Raw genomic sequence first — 15,901 nt, forward strand, 5'->3', positions numbered from 1 at the left:
ACAAAGGGTGCAACGTCGGGCAGCCATCCGCGAGCGCGGCGTCGACCGTCACGCGTCCCCCGTTCCCCCGGAGGGGTCCGGGGCCGGGCGCGACGCCCGACCCCGGTCCCGCCTCACTCCAGCACGATCAGCAGGTCGCCGCCCTCCACCTGCTGCACGCCCCGCACGGCCAGGCGCTTGACCCGGCCGGCCCTCGGCGCGGTGATCGCGGCCTCCATCTTCATCGCCTCGATGGTCGCGACGGTCTGCCCCGCCTCGACCGAGTCGCCCTCGGCCGCGCTCGGCGTGACCACGCCCGCGAACGGCGCGGCGACGTGGTCGGGGTTGCCGCGGTCGGCCTTCTCCGCCACCGGCACCTCGGTCGCGACCGACCGGTCGCGCACCTGGATCGGCCGCAGCTGGCCGTTGAGCACCGCCATGACCGTGCGCATGCCCCGCTCGTCCGCCTCGCCGATGGCCTCCAGGCCGATCAGCAGCCGCACGCCCGGCTCCAGGTCGACCTGGTACTCCTCGCCCGGCTTGAGGCCGTAGAAGAAGTCCTTGCTGCCGAGCACGCTGGTGTCGCCGTAGGCCTCCCGGTGCGCCTGGAACTCCTTGGTCGGCGCGGGGAACAGCAGGCGGTTGAGCGTGGCGCGGCGGTCGGTCTCCAGGCCCTTCTCGTCCTCCTCGGTGAGGTCCGCCACGCCCTTGGGCGCGGACCGGCCCTTCAGCGCCTTGCTGCGGAACGGCTCGGGCCAGCCGCCGGGCGGGTCGCCCAGCTCGCCGTGCAGGAAGCCGATCACCGAGGCCGGGATGTCGAAGCGGCCCGGGTCGGCCTCGAAGTCCTCCGGCTTCACGCCCGCGCCCACCAGGTGCAGCGCCAGGTCGCCGACGACCTTGGACGACGGCGTCACCTTGACCAGCCTGCCGAGCATCCGGTCGGCCGCGGCGTACATGGCCTCGACCTCCTCGAACTTCTGCCCGAGGCCGAGCGCCACCGCCTGGGTGCGCAGGTTGGACAGCTGCCCGCCGGGGATCTCGTGCGTGTAGACGCGGCCGGTGGGGCCGGGGATGCCGGACTCGAACGGCGCGTAGACCTTGCGCACCGACTCCCAGTACGGCTCCAGGTCGCACACCGCCCGCAGGTCGAGGCCCGTGGCGTGGTCGGTGTGGTCGGTCGCCGCGACGATCGCCGACAGCGGCGGCTGCGACGTGGTGCCCGCCATCGACGCGGCCGCGCCGTCCACCGCGTCCACACCGGACTGGATGGCCGCCAGGTAGGTGGCCAGCTGGCCGCCCGCCGTGTCGTGGGTGTGCAGGTGCACCGGCAGGTCGAACTCCTTGCGCAGCGCGCTCACCAGCCGGGCCGCGGCGGGCGGGCGCAGCAGGCCCGCCATGTCCTTGACCGCGAGCACGTGCGCGCCCGCGCCGACGATCTGCTCGGCCAGCTTGAGGTAGTAGTCGAGCGTGTAGAGGCGCTCCGCGGGGTCGGACAGGTCGGCGGTGTAGCAGAGCGCTACCTCGGCGACCGCCGTGCCGGTCTCGCGGACCGCCTCGATGGCCGGGCGCATCTGCTCGACGTCGTTGAGCGCGTCGAAGATGCGGAAGATGTCGATGCCGGTCTTCGTCGCCTCCTGAACGAAAGCGCTGGTCACGGCCTCGGGATAGGGCGTGTAGCCGACCGTGTTGCGGCCGCGCAGCAGCATCTGGAGGGTGATGTTCGGCACGGCTTCGCGGAGCGTGGCGAGGCGTTCCCACGGGTCCTCCGCGAGGAAGCGCAGCGCCACGTCGTAGGTCGCGCCGCCCCACGCCTCCAGCGACAGCAGCTGCGGTGTCATGCGCGCCACGTGCGGCGCCACGGCCAGCAGGTCCTTGGTGCGCACGCGGGTCGCCAGCAGCGACTGGTGCGCGTCGCGGAACGTGGTGTCGGTGACGCCGAGCGCCTTGCTCTCCCGCATCCACCGGGCGAAGCCCTCCGGGCCCAGCTCGACCAGCTTCTGCCGGGACCCGGCGGGCGGCTCGGCGGCCAGGTCGAGGGCGGGCAGCTTCACCCAGGGGTCCACCGCGGCCGGGCGCGGGCCGTTGGGCTTGTTCACCGTGACGTCGGCCAGGTAGGTGAGCAGGCGCGTGCCGCGGTCGGCGGGGGTGCGGGCGGTGAGCAGGTGGGGGCGCTTCTCGATGAACGAGGTGGTGACGCGGCCCTCGTAGAAGTCCGGGTCGTCCAGCACCGCCTGGAGGAACGGGATGTTCGTGGACACGCCGCGGATGCGGAACTCCGCCACGGCGCGGCGGGCGCGGGCGACCGCCGCGGAGAACGTGCGGCCGCGGCACGTGAGCTTGACCAGCATCGAGTCGAAGTGGGCGCTGATGGCCGTGCCCACGCCCGTGGTGCCGCCGTCCAGGCGGACGCCCGAGCCGCCCGGCGAGCGGTAGGCGCTGATCATGCCGGTGTCGGGGCGGAAGCCGTTGGCCGGGTCCTCGGTGGTGATGCGGCACTGGAGGGCCGCGCCGCGCAGGTGCACGGTCTCCTGGCTCAGGCCCAGGTCGGCCAGGTTCTGGCCGCTGGCGATGCGCATCTGGGACTGCACCAGGTCCACGTCGGTCACCTCCTCGGTGACCGTGTGCTCGACCTGGATGCGCGGGTTCATCTCGATGAAGACGTAGTTGCCGTTCGGGTCGAGGAGGAACTCGACGGTGCCCGCGTTGCGGTAGCCGATGTGGCGGGCGAACTTCACCGCGTCGCCGCACATGCGCTCGCGCAGCTCGGGGGAGAGGTTGGGCGCGGGCGCGATCTCGATGACCTTCTGGTGCCTGCGCTGCACCGAGCAGTCGCGCTCGAACAGGTGCATCACGTTGCCCTCGCCGTCGGCGAGGATCTGCACCTCGATGTGGCGGGGCTCCACCACCGCCTGCTCCAGGAACACCGTCGGGTCGCCGAAGGCGGACTCGGCCTCCCGGGAGGCGGCCTCCAGGGACTCTCGCAGCGTGCTGCGGTCCTCCACGCGCCTCATGCCGCGACCGCCGCCGCCCGCCACGGCCTTCACGAAGACCGGGAAGGCGATGTCGTCCGCGGCCCGCAGGAGGGCTTCGACGTCGCTGGAGGGCTCGCTGGACTTGAGCACGGGCAGGCCGGCCTCGCGGGCCGCGGCGATGGCGCGGGCCTTGTTGCCGGTCAGCTCCAGCACCTCGGTGGGCGGGCCCACGAACGTGATGCCCGCCTCGGCGCACGCCTTGGCCAGCTCGGGGTTCTCGGAGAGGAAGCCGTAGCCGGGGTAGACCGCGTCGGCGCCCGCCTTGCGGGCCGCCTTGATGATCTCCTCGACGGACAGGTAGGCCCGGACCGGGTGACCGGGCTCACCGATCTCGTAGGACTCGTCTGCCTTCAACCGGTGCAGGGAGTTGCGGTCCTCGTGGGGGAAGACGGCAACCGTGCCGGCGCCCAGTTCGTAGGCGGCGCGAAAGGCCCGGATCGCGATCTCGCCGCGGTTGGCGACGAGGACCTTGCGGAACATGCGGCGTTCCCTCCCGGTAACTCGGCGGTGAATCAAGGCACGCTACCGCGCGCGTCCCGCCCCTCGGGAGTTCCATCTCACGTGACGGACGTCATCGTAATCGGTCACTTTCCCCGTCAAGGCCGGTGCGACCTGGGACCATGCCCGGGGATTCTCCCCTGCGCGACGCTTCGGCGCAGCCCCTGGAAGGCGGTACGGCAGCGGCGATCAGGCCTTCCGCCCTCCTCGTCGGCCCTTCCTCCGCCCTTCCCCTCGCCCTCTCCCCGGCCTCTCCCCTCCCCGCGCCCGAAAACCCCACTCGATCGAGACCTTGCCCCCATCGAACACCCGTTCGAAAATAAATACATGACCCCCATCACACCGCCCGCCACCCGACAACCCTCCTTCCCCGTGCCGCAGCCGCCCGCCGCCCCACGCGCCGAATCGATTTCACAACGCTCCACTACTGTCCGATTACACTGCGTTCACCGCATCGAGTGACCACAGCTGTCGTGTTCTCGGTAGGGTTGGCCTCATGGCCGGGGCTGAAGGGACTGGGCAGCCTGCTGCCCGCACCCATTTCGACGTCGTTCTCCGCGGGTACAACCAACGCCAGGTGAACGAGCGCGTGACACGCCTGGAGTTCGACCTGAAGAACTCCACCAGAGCGCGCGAGGCGGCGTCGGCCCAGGTCGCCGAGCTGACGAAGCTGCTCAACGGCACGCGGGCGGAGCTGGACAAGGTCAAGTCCCAGGTGAACAACCTGGCCAACAGCCCGGTCAACGCGTCCAACGTCACCGAGCGCGTGCGCGTGATGATGACGTTGGCGGAAGAAGAGATCGCCGACATCCGCAAGGCGGCGCAGGACCAGGCGAACGCGACGCGCGCCGAGGCCGACCGCGCGGCGGCCGAGGGCAGGGCGGCGCACCAGCGGGCGATGGCCGAGCTGGAGGACCGGCGACGGCAGCTGGAGGCCGCGCACCTCCAGCGGACCACCGAGCTGGAGCGGCAGCAGGAGGAGCGGCGCGCCGAGCTGGAGCGGTCGCACGAGGAGCTGCGGGCGAAGCTCAACGCCGAGCACGAAGCGCTGATGGCCGAGGTCCGCGCGGACCGCGAGCGGATGACCTCGGAGTTCGAGGCGAAGTCCGCCGAGCTGGAGGCGAAGCGGACCGAGCTGGAGCAGAAGTACAAGAGCTACCACGACGACCTGGACAAGGAGTACGACGAACTGCGCACCAAGCTCCGCAAGGAGCACGAGGTGCACGTGGTCGAGGCAAAGGCCGAAGCCTCGAAGCTCCTCGAAGCCGCCCGCGCCGAGACCGCCGAGCTGGAGTCCGAGGCGCTGACCAGGGCGGAGAAGACGATCGCCGACGCCAACGCGCAGGCGGAACGGACGATCAGCGACGCCACCGCACGCGCCGAGAAGGCGGTCGGCGAGGCCAACGCGCAGGCCGAGCAGACCCTCACCGAGGCCAACGCGCAGGCGGAGCGGACCGTCACCGAGGCCAACACCCGGGCCGAGAAGACGATCACCGAGGCGGACACCCACGCCACGAGCCGCATCACCGCCGCGAACCGCAAGCTGACCCAGCTGCACGCGGTGCACGAGGAGCTGACCAAGCAGTTCACCGCAGCACAGGACGCGATGACCCGCGCGGTAGCCACCCTGACGCCACTGGAGGGCGACCTGGCCCTCACCGCCGCCACCACCGACACCGACACCGCCGCCCCAGCCACCGCCGGCACCGCCCCAGCCACCGCCGGCACCGCCCCAGCCACCGCCGGCGCCGCCGACACCGCCGACACCGCCCCAGCCACCTCTGACGAGACCACCGTGGTGACGCCGAAACCGGCCGCCGCCGGGAAGCCCGCTGCCACCGAGCCGAAGGCCGGGAAGCCCGGGACCAGCAGGGTCGGCGGAGCCGGCGCGACAAGCGCGGCAGGCGGCGCGAAGGCTTCCGAGGTCAAGGCACCTGGCGCAAAGGCTCCCGAAGCAAAGGCGACCGAGGCAAAGGCCGCCGGGTCCGCTCAGACCGGGACCGCTCAGACCGGGACCGCTCAGGCCGGGACCAGCCAGTCCGAGCCGCCGACCACCAAGCTCCCCATCCTCAAGAAGGGCGGCAGGTAGTCAGGGACCGCAGGGGGCGGCGCGGCCACCCGCCGCGCCCCCACTCCCCCGCTGTGGTTCCTCTGCACTTCCTGCTGCGGGCCCGCTCCGGCCCCGGGCCAACTGCTGCCGGAACCCTGCTACGAGAGCCCTCACGCCCTGCCGCGCCTCATCCTGCCGAGGCCCTCGCGCCCGACCTACCGCGCCCGACCTACTGCGCCCGCGCCCTGCTGCTCTTGTGCCCTACTGGGCCCGCGTCCTACTGGGCCCGCGCCTACTGGGGGAGTTCCTCCGCCGGGATGACTTCAGCCTGGTTGGGCACGACCACGTCGACCGGGTCGCCCCAGTCGCGGAACCGGGTGGTGGACTGCTTGACCACCTTCCCGTTCAGGTCGAACCGGTACTCGGCCTTCAACGGCGCCGAGGTGTCGTCGACCCACACCGACGCGGCGATCTTCACCCCGTACTCGGCCAGCTGGGTGTGCTGGAGCTGGATGTCCGGGTCCTCGATGGTCTTGGCCATCTTGAAGGTGTCCACGACCAGGTCGTACCTCTTCACCGGCACCCCGTCCAGGTCGTCGGCGCCCTGCCCGACGATCAGCGCCGCCCTCGGCTGGAGGTAGTCCAGCTCGGCCCCCACCGTCGCGCTCGGCCCGAACCCGCGCAGCAGCGCGCCCAGCTCGACGCTGTTCTCCGCCGTGTAGTAGCCCCACCGCTTGCCCTCCGGCATGGGCGCGCCCGCGACCCGCACGTACGTCCCGCCGGGCACCAGGACCAGCGACGTCCGGTTGGGGGCCTGCTCGCCGGTCGCCACGTCCATCTCCATCGACGCGCTCACGCCGCCGCCGGAGTACCGCACCACGCCGTCCACGACGTTGTGCACGTCCAGGCCCTGCCCGTCGGTGGCGAAACCCTCGGTGTGGAACGACGCGGTGGACAGCTCGGCCCGCCGCTGCTCGACGCGTTCGGCCAGCACCGCCAGGTCGCCCTTGGGCAGGGACGAGGTGGACGGGGCCGGGTCACCACCGGACGGCGTGGTCGAGCAGGCGACCAGCGCCAGCGGAACCAGGGCGAGCAGGAATCGGCGCACGAGTCAGGGTAACCACACACCACACCGCCCCGGGCCCCGCCGGCACGCCCGCCAGGCCTTTCGCCGGGCAGGGTGCCCGCCAGGCCTGCTCCAGCCACTCCGCCCGCTGGACCTTCGCCAGGTACTCCGCCCGTCAGGCCTCTCCGGGCACCCCGCTCGCCAAGCCTGCTCCAGGCGCCCCGCCGGCCAGGCCTCTTCCGGGCACCCCGCCCCGCCCTGCTTCCCTAGCCATCCGACCCACCCGGCCTTCCTCTCCACCCCTAGGCCTTCTCCAGGTACTCCGCCCGCTCGTCGTCCAGCAGCCCCGCCACCAGCAGCGCCAGGCCCGGGTGCGCCGTCAGGTCCGGATCCGCGTCCACGACCTGCTGCGCCACCACCCGCGCCTCGGCGATCACGTCCTCGTCGCGCAGCAGCGACAGCATCTTCAACCCCGACCGCGTGCCCGACTGGGCCGCGCCGAGGATGTCGCCCTCGCGCCTCAGCTCCAGGTCCAGCTGCGCCAGCTCGAAGCCATCCACAGTGGACTCCACGGCCCGCAGCCGGGCCATGGTCGGCGTGCCCTCCGGCATCTCCGTCACCAGCAGGCACAGCCCCGGGGCGCTGCCCCGCCCGACCCGGCCGCGCAGCTGGTGCAGCTGGCTGACGCCGAACCGGTCCGCGTCCATGATCACCATGACGGTGGCGTTGGGCACGTTCACACCGACCTCGACCACGGTCGTGGCCACGAGCACCTGCACCTCGTTCGCCGCGAACGCCCTCATCACGGCGTCCTTGTCGTCCGGGGGCATCCGGCCGTGCAGGACGCCGATCCGCAGGCCGCGCAACGGCCCCTCGGCCAGCCGGTCGGCCACGTCCAGCACGGCCAGCGGCGGCCTCCTGTCGGAGCCGTCCTCCTTCGGCGGTTCCCCCGACTCCGCGTCGTCGCCGTCGCCGTCGCCGATGCGCGGGCACACCACGTACACCTGGTGGCCCTTGCCGACCTCCTCGTGGATGCGCTGCCAGGCCCTCTCCAGCCACGCCGGCTTCTCCGCGACCGGCACCACGGACGTGCTGATCGGCGACCGCCCGGCGGGCAGCTCCCGCAGCGCGGACACCTCCAGGTCGCCGTACACCGTCATGGCCACCGTGCGCGGGATGGGTGTGGCGGTCATCACCAGCACGTGCGGTGTCGAGCCGCCTGCCCGCCCGCTCAGCGCCGCGCGCTGCTCGACGCCGAACCGGTGCTGCTCGTCCACCACGACCAGGCCGAGGTCGGCGAACTCCACCTTGTCCTGGATCAGCGCGTGCGTGCCGACCACGACCCCGGCCTCACCGGTCACGATCTCCAGCAGCGCCCGCTTCCGCGCCGCCGCGCCCATGGACCCGGTCAGCAGCGTCACCCGCGTCGCGTGCTCGGCCGCCCCCAGCTCCCCGGCCTGCCCGAGGTCGCCCAGCAGCTCCCGCAGCGACCGCGCGTGCTGCGCGGCCAGCACCTCGGTGGGCGCGAGCATCGCCGCCTGCCGCCCGGCGTCCACGACCTGGAGCATCGCCCGCAGCGCGACCATCGTGTTGTGCGTCACGATGAAGTGGTCGGTGACGTAGAGCTGGTCGCGGTGGGCGATCGAGATGCACTGCACGGGCTTGCGGCCCACGTGCTCGACCCGGCGGATGGCCCGGACCGGCATCGCCCACCCGGCGCCGAGATCAGCCCCGGCCCCGACGCCGATGCCCGTCTCGCCGCCGGTCCCGGCACTGGTCCCGATGCCGGTCCCGCCACCAACCCCGGCCCCGGTGCGCCGGAACGGCGGGAACCCCTCGGGCAGGCGCACCTCCACCGAGCTGTCGGCCCGAACCCGACCGGTGCCGCCCAGCGACGCGGCGAGCCACCCGACCTGCTCGGCGACCACCTCCACGCACGTGCCGCAGGACGCGGCCGAGGCGGGCGGCCGGAAGACCACTTCGCCCTCGTCCACCCCGCCGGCCCCGTCCAGCAGCCCCTGCAACAACGCGTGGCGGTCCTTCACCGGCGCGACGAGGTAGGCGTCCGGGATCACCTCGGCGCCTCCGGCGAGCGACGTGCCGAGCCGGTAGGGGTCTTCGGGGCGGTCCGCGCCGCCGTCGAACTCGGGCGCGACGACGACGGGCAGTCGCCACTCGTCACCATCGGACGAGTCATCAGACGGTCCGTCGGGCGAACCGTCAGACAGGCCGTCGGACAAACCGTCGCGGATCTCGCGCAGGGTCAGCACCTCGCGCCGCCCCGCCCGGTCCACCGCCCAGAGGTGCTCCAGGTCGGACTCGACGCCCGTGCCGTCGGAGAGGACGACCCGGTAGACGTCGCGCTCGCCCTGCGGGAACACCCCGGTGACCACGGTGACCTCGCCGTCGGCGGCGATGACCTCGTCGCCGGCGACCAGGTCGCCCATCAGCCGGAAGCCCGTCGGGGTGAGCACCCGCGCGTCCAGCGGCTGGGCCTTGCCCGAGCCGACCTCGCCCTGGAGCAGCCGGTTCATCGGGTGCTCGCCGGACAGGTCGGCGGAGATCCGCTCGCCCACTTCCCGCTGACCCGCGGTCAGCTCGAACGGCAGGCGGTCGTCGAAGGCGTCGCGCACCAGACCGGTCCGGGGCGGGCAGGCGGGCGCCGGGCGGGCGCTGGACGACTGGCGGCGCTGCGCCAGGGCCAGCTGGACGGCCATCGCCTCGTCCCACTTGAGGCGCTGCTGCGCCACGGTGATCGCGGCCCAGCCGTCGGGGCGGTGGACGTCCCGCAGGGCCTTCTCCAGCGGCACGAGGCCGCGCTCCTGGCGCAGCGACGCCGGCAGCGGGTCCTCGGTCACGCCGTCCCACACGGCCAGGACCTGCTCCACGCAGTTGGACACGTGCCACGACTGGATGCCCTGCGCCGCCGGGTACACGGGGATGAACGCGCCCGCGAACCTGGCCGCGTCGCCCTCCTCGCCGTCGAGCACCTGGTAGTCGGGGTGGGCGAGCTGGAGCTTGCCGTTGAACACGCCGACCTTGCCCGCGAACATCGCCTCGCGGCCGGGCAGCAGCTCGCGCTCCACCTTGCGGGAGCCCCGGCCGAAGAACACCAGGTGCAGGTCGCTCGACCCGTCGGTGATCACGGCTTCGAGCAGCTCGCCGCTGCGGGACTTCATCCGCCGCTGGCGCGCGCTCTTCACGCGGGCCTGCACGGTCACGTGCTCGCCCAGCTCCAGGCCCTTGATCTCGGTGAGCTCACCCCGCTCGTCGTACCGGCGCGGGTAGTGGCGCAGCAGGTCACCGACCGTGCGCAGGCCGAGGCCGGACTCCAGCGCGTCGGCGCTCTTCTTGCCGAGCACCGGTTCCAGCTTGTCGTCGAAGGTCGTCATCGCGGCCCATCCAACTACTCGACACCGACAACCAGGATCGCGTCCCGCTGCCCGCCGTCGTAGGCGGCCAGCTCCACCTCGGGGTGGGCGACGCGGAGGTGATCCTCCAGCACCCGCCCGATCCCGTCGGGGGCACCCCGGCCGAGCAGCACGGTGACCAGCTCGCCGCCGCTGGCGAGCATCCGGTCGACCAGCCGGCACGCCAGCGCGCCCACGTCGGCGCCGCCCGGCTCGATCAGCACGACCTCGCCGTCGACCATGCCGAGCAGGTCGCCGGGCAGGCAGCGGCCGACCCAGGTGATGGCCTCCCGCTCGGACACGGCGACCTCGCCGCGGCGGGTCGCGGCGGCGGCCTCGGCCATGGCCACCACGTCGTCGCCCGCCCGCCTGCTCCCGGAGTGCACGGCCAGCGCGGCCAGGGCCTGCGCCGGCGAGAACGTCGGCACCACGACCACGTCCTGCCCGGCGGCGCAGGCCTGCGCCACGGCGTCGTCCAGCGGCTCGCGCAGCGCCGGGTCGCAGGGCAGCACGGTCACGTGCCGCGCGCGCGTCCCGGTGATCACGGCGAGCAGGTCGGCCGCGGTCACCGACTCGCCGGGTTCGAGCACCACCGCGCCCTCGGCGCGGAACAGCTCGGCCGCGCCGGGGCCGTCGACCAGCACCACGACGGCCCGCTCGCGGGTGAACCGGGACGCCTGGGCGGTGACCTGGTCGGCGAACCTGGCCACGGTGATCCGGTGCGGCCGGCCCGCCTCGACGCCCGCCTCGACCGCCGCGCCGATGTCGTTGCAGTGGACGTGCACGGTCCACAGGTCCGCGCCGTCGCCCACGACCGACGTGCAGTCGCCCAGCGCGCCCAGCGCGGTCCTGAGGCGCTCGGCGCCGGCGTCGGACGTGCCGTCGAGCAGGTACATGACCTCGTACTCGAACTCCGGCGACCCGGCCTCGCGCGCCGTGGTCAGCGCGTCGCGCGGCACCGGCGGGCCGGCGGGCGCGGGCGGCACGACCTGCCCGGTGATCACCGCGGCCAGCGCGTCCAGCAGCACCACCAGGCCGCGACCGCCCGCGTCGACCACCCCGGCGCGCGCCAGCACGGCGAGCTGGCGCGGCGTGTCCGCCAGCGCGGTCGCGCCCGCGCCGGCCGCGGCGGTCACCACGTCGCCCAGCTCGTCGGAGGCGCAGTCGCGAGCGGCTTCGGCGGCGGAGTGCAGCACGGACAGCACGGTGCCGGGCACGGGGTCGGACACCGCGGCGGTGGCCAGCTCGTCGGCCCGCAGCAGCGCCCGGCGCAGCGACCCGCCGGTGGCCGTCGAGGCGCCCTGGGTCGCCTCGGCGAGCCCGCGCAGCACCTGCGACAGGATCACGCCGGAGTTGCCGCGGGCGCCGGCCAGGGCGCCGCGCGCCAGGGCGGCCAGCGCCGCGCCGACCGTGTCGACGGGGGTGCGGAGCAGGTTGTCCAGGGCCGAGCGCATGGTCTGGAGCAGGTTCGTGCCGGTGTCGCCGTCGGGCACCGGGAAGACGTTGATGCGGTCGATGTCCTCCCGGTTGGCGTCCAGGGACCGCACACAGGCGTCCACCCACTGGCGCACCGCGACCGCATCGAGAGCCCGCATGGCGGCGAGGGTACTTCGGCGCGGCCGCGACCCGGTTTGGAGGCGACGCGGCCCACGGGCTACCCTGTCTGGGTTGCCATGCCCGGCTGAGGCTTGTGCACGCTTGCGCGCCCGCCGGGGCGTGAGTACCGCTGAGGAAACCTAAGGAGTGGCTGACGTGGCTGCCGTGTGCGACGTCTGTGGCAAGGGGCCGGGCTTCGGCAAGTCGGTCTCGCACTCCCACCGGCGCACCAACCGTCGGTGGAACCCGAACATCCAGACCGTCCGCGCGAAGGTCTCGCCCTCGCAGCGGCAGCGGTTGAACGTGTGCACCTCGTGCCTGAAGGCGGGCAAGGTGGTGCGCGGCTGAGGCCGCGTCGAAGGAGCCTTTGAGAAGGGGCCGGTCACCTCGTCACGAGGTGACCGGCCCCTTGTCGTCCACCCCGGGCCTGCCGGGCGGCGGGTACGGGGTGCCAGAGGACGGACCCGCCGGGCCCTGGTGGCGAGCCCGGGACTCCGGGGTGGACGACTTGCGGTGTCCGGGTGGACGACCGTGGGATTGCCCGGTCGCGACGCGTCAAGCGCGAATCACTCGAAAGAGGACCAGGTCAACGCTCACCGGTCAGGGGGCCTCCGGTCGACCGGGTCGGCGCCCTCGGGTCAGGGCAGCTTCCAGTCGACCGGGTCGGCGCCCTGGGCCGCCAGCAGCTCGTTGACCTTGCTGAACGGCCGCGAGCCGAAGAAGCCGCCGGCCGCCGACAGCGGGCTCGGGTGCACCGACTCGACGCACGGGAACGGCGCCAGCAGCGGCTTGAGCGACCGCGCCTGGCTGCCCCACAGGATCGCCACCAGCGGGGTGTCGCGCGCGGCGAGGGCCTTGATGGCCTGCTCGGTGACCGGCTCCCAGCCCTTGTTGCGGTGGGAGTTGGACTTGCCCGGCTGCACGGTCAGCGCCCTGTTGAGCAGCAGCACGCCCTGCTCGGTCCACGGCGTCAGGTCGCCGTTGGACGGCTTCGGGTGCCCCAGGTCGGTCGTGTACTCCTGGTAGATGTTGACCAGGCTCTTCGGGATGGGCCGCGTCTCCGGCGACACCGAGAAGCTCAGGCCGACGGCGTGCCCGGGTGTCGGGTACGGGTCCTGGCCGACGATGAGCACCTTCACGGAGTGGAACGGCTGCTGGAACGCCCGCAGCACGTTCTCCCCCGCGGGCAGGTAGGTGCGCCCGGCGGCCACCTCGGCCCGCAGGAACTCGCCCATCTTCGCGATTTGGTCGGAGACGGGCGCGAGTGCCGCGGCCCAGCCGGATTCCACGATTTCCTCAAGAGGACGTGCCACGGCGGGACCTTATCTCAGTCCAGGCGGCGCAGTTCCCCGCGGTACCGGGAAATGTTCTCGACGTATTTGTCGACGATGAATTTCCATGCGCCCTCGGGCACCACGTGGCCCTCGCGCACGCGCGCCGGCACGCCGAGCGCCATGGACCGCGCCGGGACCCGCCCGTCGAACGACACCACCGCGCCCGCGCCGACGATCGCGCCCTCGCCCACCTCGGAGCCGTTGAGCACCACCGAACCGGAGGCGATCAGGCACCCGTCGGCGATGGCCGCGCCCTCGATGTGCACGTTGTGGCCGATCACGCACTCCGCGCCGATCAGCGCCGGGTGGAACTCGGTGCAGTGCACGACCGTGCCGTCCTGGACCGACGTGCGCGCGCCGACCTCGACGCGCCCGTAGTCGCCGCGCAGCACCGCCTGCGACCACACCGAGGCGTGGGGGCCGAGCCGGACGTCGCCGATCACGGTCGCGTCGGGGTGCACGTAGGCGTCCGGGTGGATGTCCGGTTCCACGTCGCCCAGGGCGTAGATGGCCACCTGGTCCTCCTGCCGTCCTCTACAGTTCCTTGGCGAAGCAAAGGCTCTCGGGATGATCGCGGTACACGCCGAAGTTGTCGATCCGGGTGTAGCCGCTGCGGGTGTAGAGCCCGATCGCCTCGGGCTGCCGGGCGCCGGTCTCCAGCACCATGCGCCCGCGCCCGACCGCCCGCGCCGCGTCCTCCAGGGCCGCCAGCACGAGCCGCGAGAGGCCGCGCCCGCGCAGGGACTCCACCACGTACATGCGCTTCAGCTCGGCGTCGCCGGGGCGCAGCGAGTCCTGCTCCTCGTCGTGCGCGCGCCACCCGCCGCAGGCCACCGGCTCGTCGTCGAGGTAGCCGACCAGGAAGTGGCCCAGCGGCGCGGCGAACTGCTCCGGCGCGACCGGTGTCACGTCGCCGTCGCCGTAGCGGGTCACGTAGACCTGCTGGAGATCGGTGATCAGCTTGACCGAGTCCGGATGGTCATACGCGAGCGTGCATAGTTCCACACCAATCAGGTTACCTAGCGCCAGTGCTCCCAACCAGGGGGTTTCTCGTACGCGCGACCGTCCACGGTCACACCGCTGCCGTGCCGGACCGCGCCGATCATGGTCCACCCGTCCGGCACGGCGGCGGGTTCGGGGAACGTCGCGGCCAGCGCGTGGTCCTCGCCGCCGGTCAGCACCCAGTGCCGGGCGTCCGCGCCCAGCGCCGCGGCCACGTCGATCAGCCGGGGGTGCACCTCCAGCAGCTCGGTGCGGATGTCGATGCCGATGCCGGACTCGTCCGCGATGTGCCCGAGGTCGGCCAGCAGCCCGTCCGACACGTCGATCATCGCGGTCGCGCCCGCCTCGGCGGCCTGCGGACCGGCCGCGTACGGGGGTTCGGGGTTCCGCTGGGCGCCGACCACCGCGACCGGCGACCGGAACCCGCGCTGGAGCACGGCCAGCCCGCCCGCCGCCCAGCCGAGCCGCCCGCACACCGCGACCACGTCGCCGACCTGGGCGCCGGACCGCGTCACCGGCTCCATGCCGTTCATGTCGCCCATCGCCGTAACGGAGATCACCAGTGTCGCGGAGGACACCATGTCGCCGCCCACCACGCCCGCGCCCGCGACGACCGCCTCCTGCCACAGACCGGCGGTGATCCCCTCGACCACCGCCGAGGGGGTGTCGGCGGGGCAGGCGAGGCCGATCGTGAGGGCCGTCGGGATGGCTCCCATGGCCGCCACGTCGGCCAGGTTCACGGCCGCCGCCTTGCGGCCGACCTGCTCGGGAGAGGACCAGTCGAGTCTGAAGTGGACACCTTCGACGAGCACGTCGGTGGACACCACCACGCGGCCGTCCGGCGCGGCCACCACGGCCGCGTCGTCACCCGGCCCGAGCAGGGTGGTGGGCGGCTGCGTCCGACCTGCCGTCACGCGGCGGATGAGACCGAACTCACCCACTTCAGCGACCGTGTCCGCGCTGTGCGGCGGCTCCGGGCGCACGATTGCCTCCCGTTCTGAGCATTCGGAACCCCAACTGGGGTACGTTGCTGTGCACGTTCCTACCCCGACCCAACCTGTCGCGACGAAGGGGCACGCCGTGGTCCACGCATACATCCTCATCCAGACCGAGGTCGGGAAGGCAGCCGCCGTCGCGGCGGAGATCTCGGGCATCCCGGGTGTGGCCCAGGCGGAGGACGTCACCGGCCCCTACGACGTGATCGTCCGCGCGGAGGCCGAGACCGTGGACCAGTTGGGGCAGCTCGTGGTCGCCCGCATCCAGAACGTCGAGGGCATCACCCGAACGCTGACCTGCCCGGTGGTCCACCTCTGACCCCGTGCTGTCATAGCGGCGTGGCACAGGAACCGGGAACCGCACCTCCGCCCCCTCCGCCGTTGCCGCGCCCGCTGCTCGCCGTGGCCGGCGGCCTGGCGGCGCTGCTGGTGCTCGGGGTCGCGGCCGTGGGCCTCTTCTCCCGCACCGTGGACGAGGACGTCCCCGCAGCCGCCCCGCAGCCGTCCGCGGACCGGTCCGGGCCCGTCGCGCTGGTCCCCGTGCCCGCGCCCGGGGCCGGGTCCGAGGGGTGCCGGGCGCTGCTGGGCGCGCTGCCCGCGGAGCTGGTCTCCAACGGCGCCGCGCTGCCGCGCCGCGAGCCGGCCTCCCCCGCGCCCGAGGGCGCCCTCGCCTGGGGCGACGCCGCGCACGAGCCGGTGGTGCTGCGGTGCGGGCTGGAGCGGCCCCGCGACCTCACGCCGACCTCCGAGCTGCGCAACGTCTCCGACGTGGAGTGGCTGGTGCTGTCGGACGCGGGCTCGTCCACCTGGTACGTGGTGGACCGGCCCGTGTACGTGGCGCTGACCGTGCCGTCCGACGCGGGCACGGGGCCCCTCCAGGACATCTCGAAGACCGTTCGGGACACCCTGGCGAAGAGCCCCGTGGACACGCGGGGCTGA

The 15,901-nt window shown here is 73.2% G+C and carries 11 protein-coding genes and 2 pseudogenes; 4 read left to right on the top strand and 9 right to left on the bottom strand.

Annotated elements, in window-relative coordinates:
* Positions 1 to 113: 113 nt before the first annotated feature.
* Positions 114 to 3,491 carry a pyruvate carboxylase gene (locus ABD223_RS07720; RefSeq protein ID WP_344035242.1) on the bottom strand — a complete coding sequence of 1,126 codons (3,378 nt, stop codon included), beginning with the start codon at positions 3,489 to 3,491 and terminating at the stop codon, positions 114 to 116.
* 607 nt (positions 3,492 to 4,098) lie between these two features.
* On the opposite strand from ABD223_RS07720, the gene ABD223_RS07725 reads away from it, so the two are divergent.
* Positions 4,099 to 5,598, top strand: a complete 1,500-nt coding sequence (locus tag ABD223_RS07725; protein WP_344035243.1) for a coiled-coil domain-containing protein — start codon at positions 4,099 to 4,101, stop codon at positions 5,596 to 5,598.
* Positions 5,599 to 5,851: 253 nt separating this feature from the next.
* On the opposite strand, the gene ABD223_RS07730 is transcribed toward ABD223_RS07725, so the two are convergent.
* The 4 genes and pseudogenes from ABD223_RS07730 to ABD223_RS07740 form a co-directional block, all read right to left on the bottom strand.
* Positions 5,852 to 6,667, bottom strand: a complete 816-nt coding sequence (locus tag ABD223_RS07730; RefSeq protein ID WP_344035244.1) for an SCO4651 family lipoprotein — start codon at positions 6,665 to 6,667, stop codon at positions 5,852 to 5,854.
* Between the two features lie 260 nt (positions 6,668 to 6,927).
* A pseudogene (locus tag ABD223_RS43495) lies at positions 6,928 to 8,214 on the bottom strand (ATP-dependent DNA helicase RecG); the annotation flags it as partial.
* Positions 8,215 to 9,558: 1,344 nt separating this feature from the next.
* Positions 9,559 to 10,017, bottom strand: a pseudogene (locus ABD223_RS43500) (OB-fold nucleic acid binding domain-containing protein); the annotation flags it as partial.
* Positions 10,018 to 10,031: 14 nt separating this feature from the next.
* Positions 10,032 to 11,630 carry a DAK2 domain-containing protein gene (locus tag ABD223_RS07740; RefSeq protein WP_344035246.1) on the bottom strand — a complete coding sequence of 533 codons (1,599 nt, stop codon included), beginning with the start codon at positions 11,628 to 11,630 and terminating at the stop codon, positions 10,032 to 10,034.
* 157 nt (positions 11,631 to 11,787) lie between these two features.
* Between ABD223_RS07740 and rpmB the strand changes: the two genes are divergently transcribed.
* Positions 11,788 to 11,979, top strand: coding sequence for a 50S ribosomal protein L28 (gene rpmB, locus ABD223_RS07745; RefSeq protein WP_033431502.1), 192 nt, complete (start codon positions 11,788 to 11,790; stop codon positions 11,977 to 11,979).
* A gap of 290 nt (positions 11,980 to 12,269) precedes the next feature.
* Here rpmB and ABD223_RS07750 read toward each other — a convergent pair whose 3' ends face one another.
* The 4 genes from ABD223_RS07750 to ABD223_RS07765 are packed head-to-tail and all read right to left on the bottom strand — an operon-like array spanning position 12,270 to position 14,950.
* Positions 12,270 to 12,944, bottom strand: a complete 675-nt coding sequence (locus ABD223_RS07750) for a uracil-DNA glycosylase (protein WP_344035247.1) — start codon at positions 12,942 to 12,944, stop codon at positions 12,270 to 12,272.
* Positions 12,945 to 12,958: 14 nt separating this feature from the next.
* Positions 12,959 to 13,480 (bottom strand): gamma carbonic anhydrase family protein, encoded by a 522-nt coding sequence (locus tag ABD223_RS07755; protein WP_344035249.1) that lies wholly within the window; start codon positions 13,478 to 13,480, stop codon positions 12,959 to 12,961.
* A 19-nt stretch (positions 13,481 to 13,499) separates the two neighbouring features.
* Positions 13,500 to 13,970 (bottom strand): GNAT family N-acetyltransferase, encoded by a 471-nt coding sequence (locus ABD223_RS07760; protein ID WP_344035250.1) that lies wholly within the window; start codon positions 13,968 to 13,970, stop codon positions 13,500 to 13,502.
* A gap of 14 nt (positions 13,971 to 13,984) precedes the next feature.
* Positions 13,985 to 14,950 carry a thiamine-phosphate kinase gene (locus ABD223_RS07765; protein ID WP_344035251.1) on the bottom strand — a complete coding sequence of 322 codons (966 nt, stop codon included), beginning with the start codon at positions 14,948 to 14,950 and terminating at the stop codon, positions 13,985 to 13,987.
* Positions 14,951 to 15,047: 97 nt separating this feature from the next.
* Here ABD223_RS07765 and ABD223_RS07770 point away from each other — a divergent pair, with 97 nt between their 5' ends.
* Positions 15,048 to 15,281: an Lrp/AsnC family transcriptional regulator gene (locus ABD223_RS07770; RefSeq protein ID WP_344035252.1), complete on the top strand. Its 234-nt coding sequence runs from the start codon at positions 15,048 to 15,050 to the stop codon at positions 15,279 to 15,281.
* Between the two features lie 62 nt (positions 15,282 to 15,343).
* Complete coding sequence (locus ABD223_RS07775) at positions 15,344 to 15,901, top strand: DUF3515 domain-containing protein (RefSeq protein ID WP_344035253.1); 558 nt, start codon at positions 15,344 to 15,346, stop codon at positions 15,899 to 15,901.

It is taken from the genome of Saccharothrix xinjiangensis, assembly GCF_039527585.1.
GTDB classification, from domain to species: Bacteria; Actinomycetota; Actinomycetes; order Mycobacteriales; family Pseudonocardiaceae; genus Actinosynnema; species Actinosynnema xinjiangensis.

Coding starts and splice junctions, on each gene's coding strand:
- ABD223_RS07720 (WP_344035242.1), bottom strand. CDS start 3,491: ATGTTCCGCAAGGTCCTCGTCGCCAACCGCGGCGAGATCGCGATCCGG.
- ABD223_RS07740 (WP_344035246.1), bottom strand. CDS start 11,630: ATGCGGGCTCTCGATGCGGTCGCGGTGCGCCAGTGGGTGGACGCCTGT.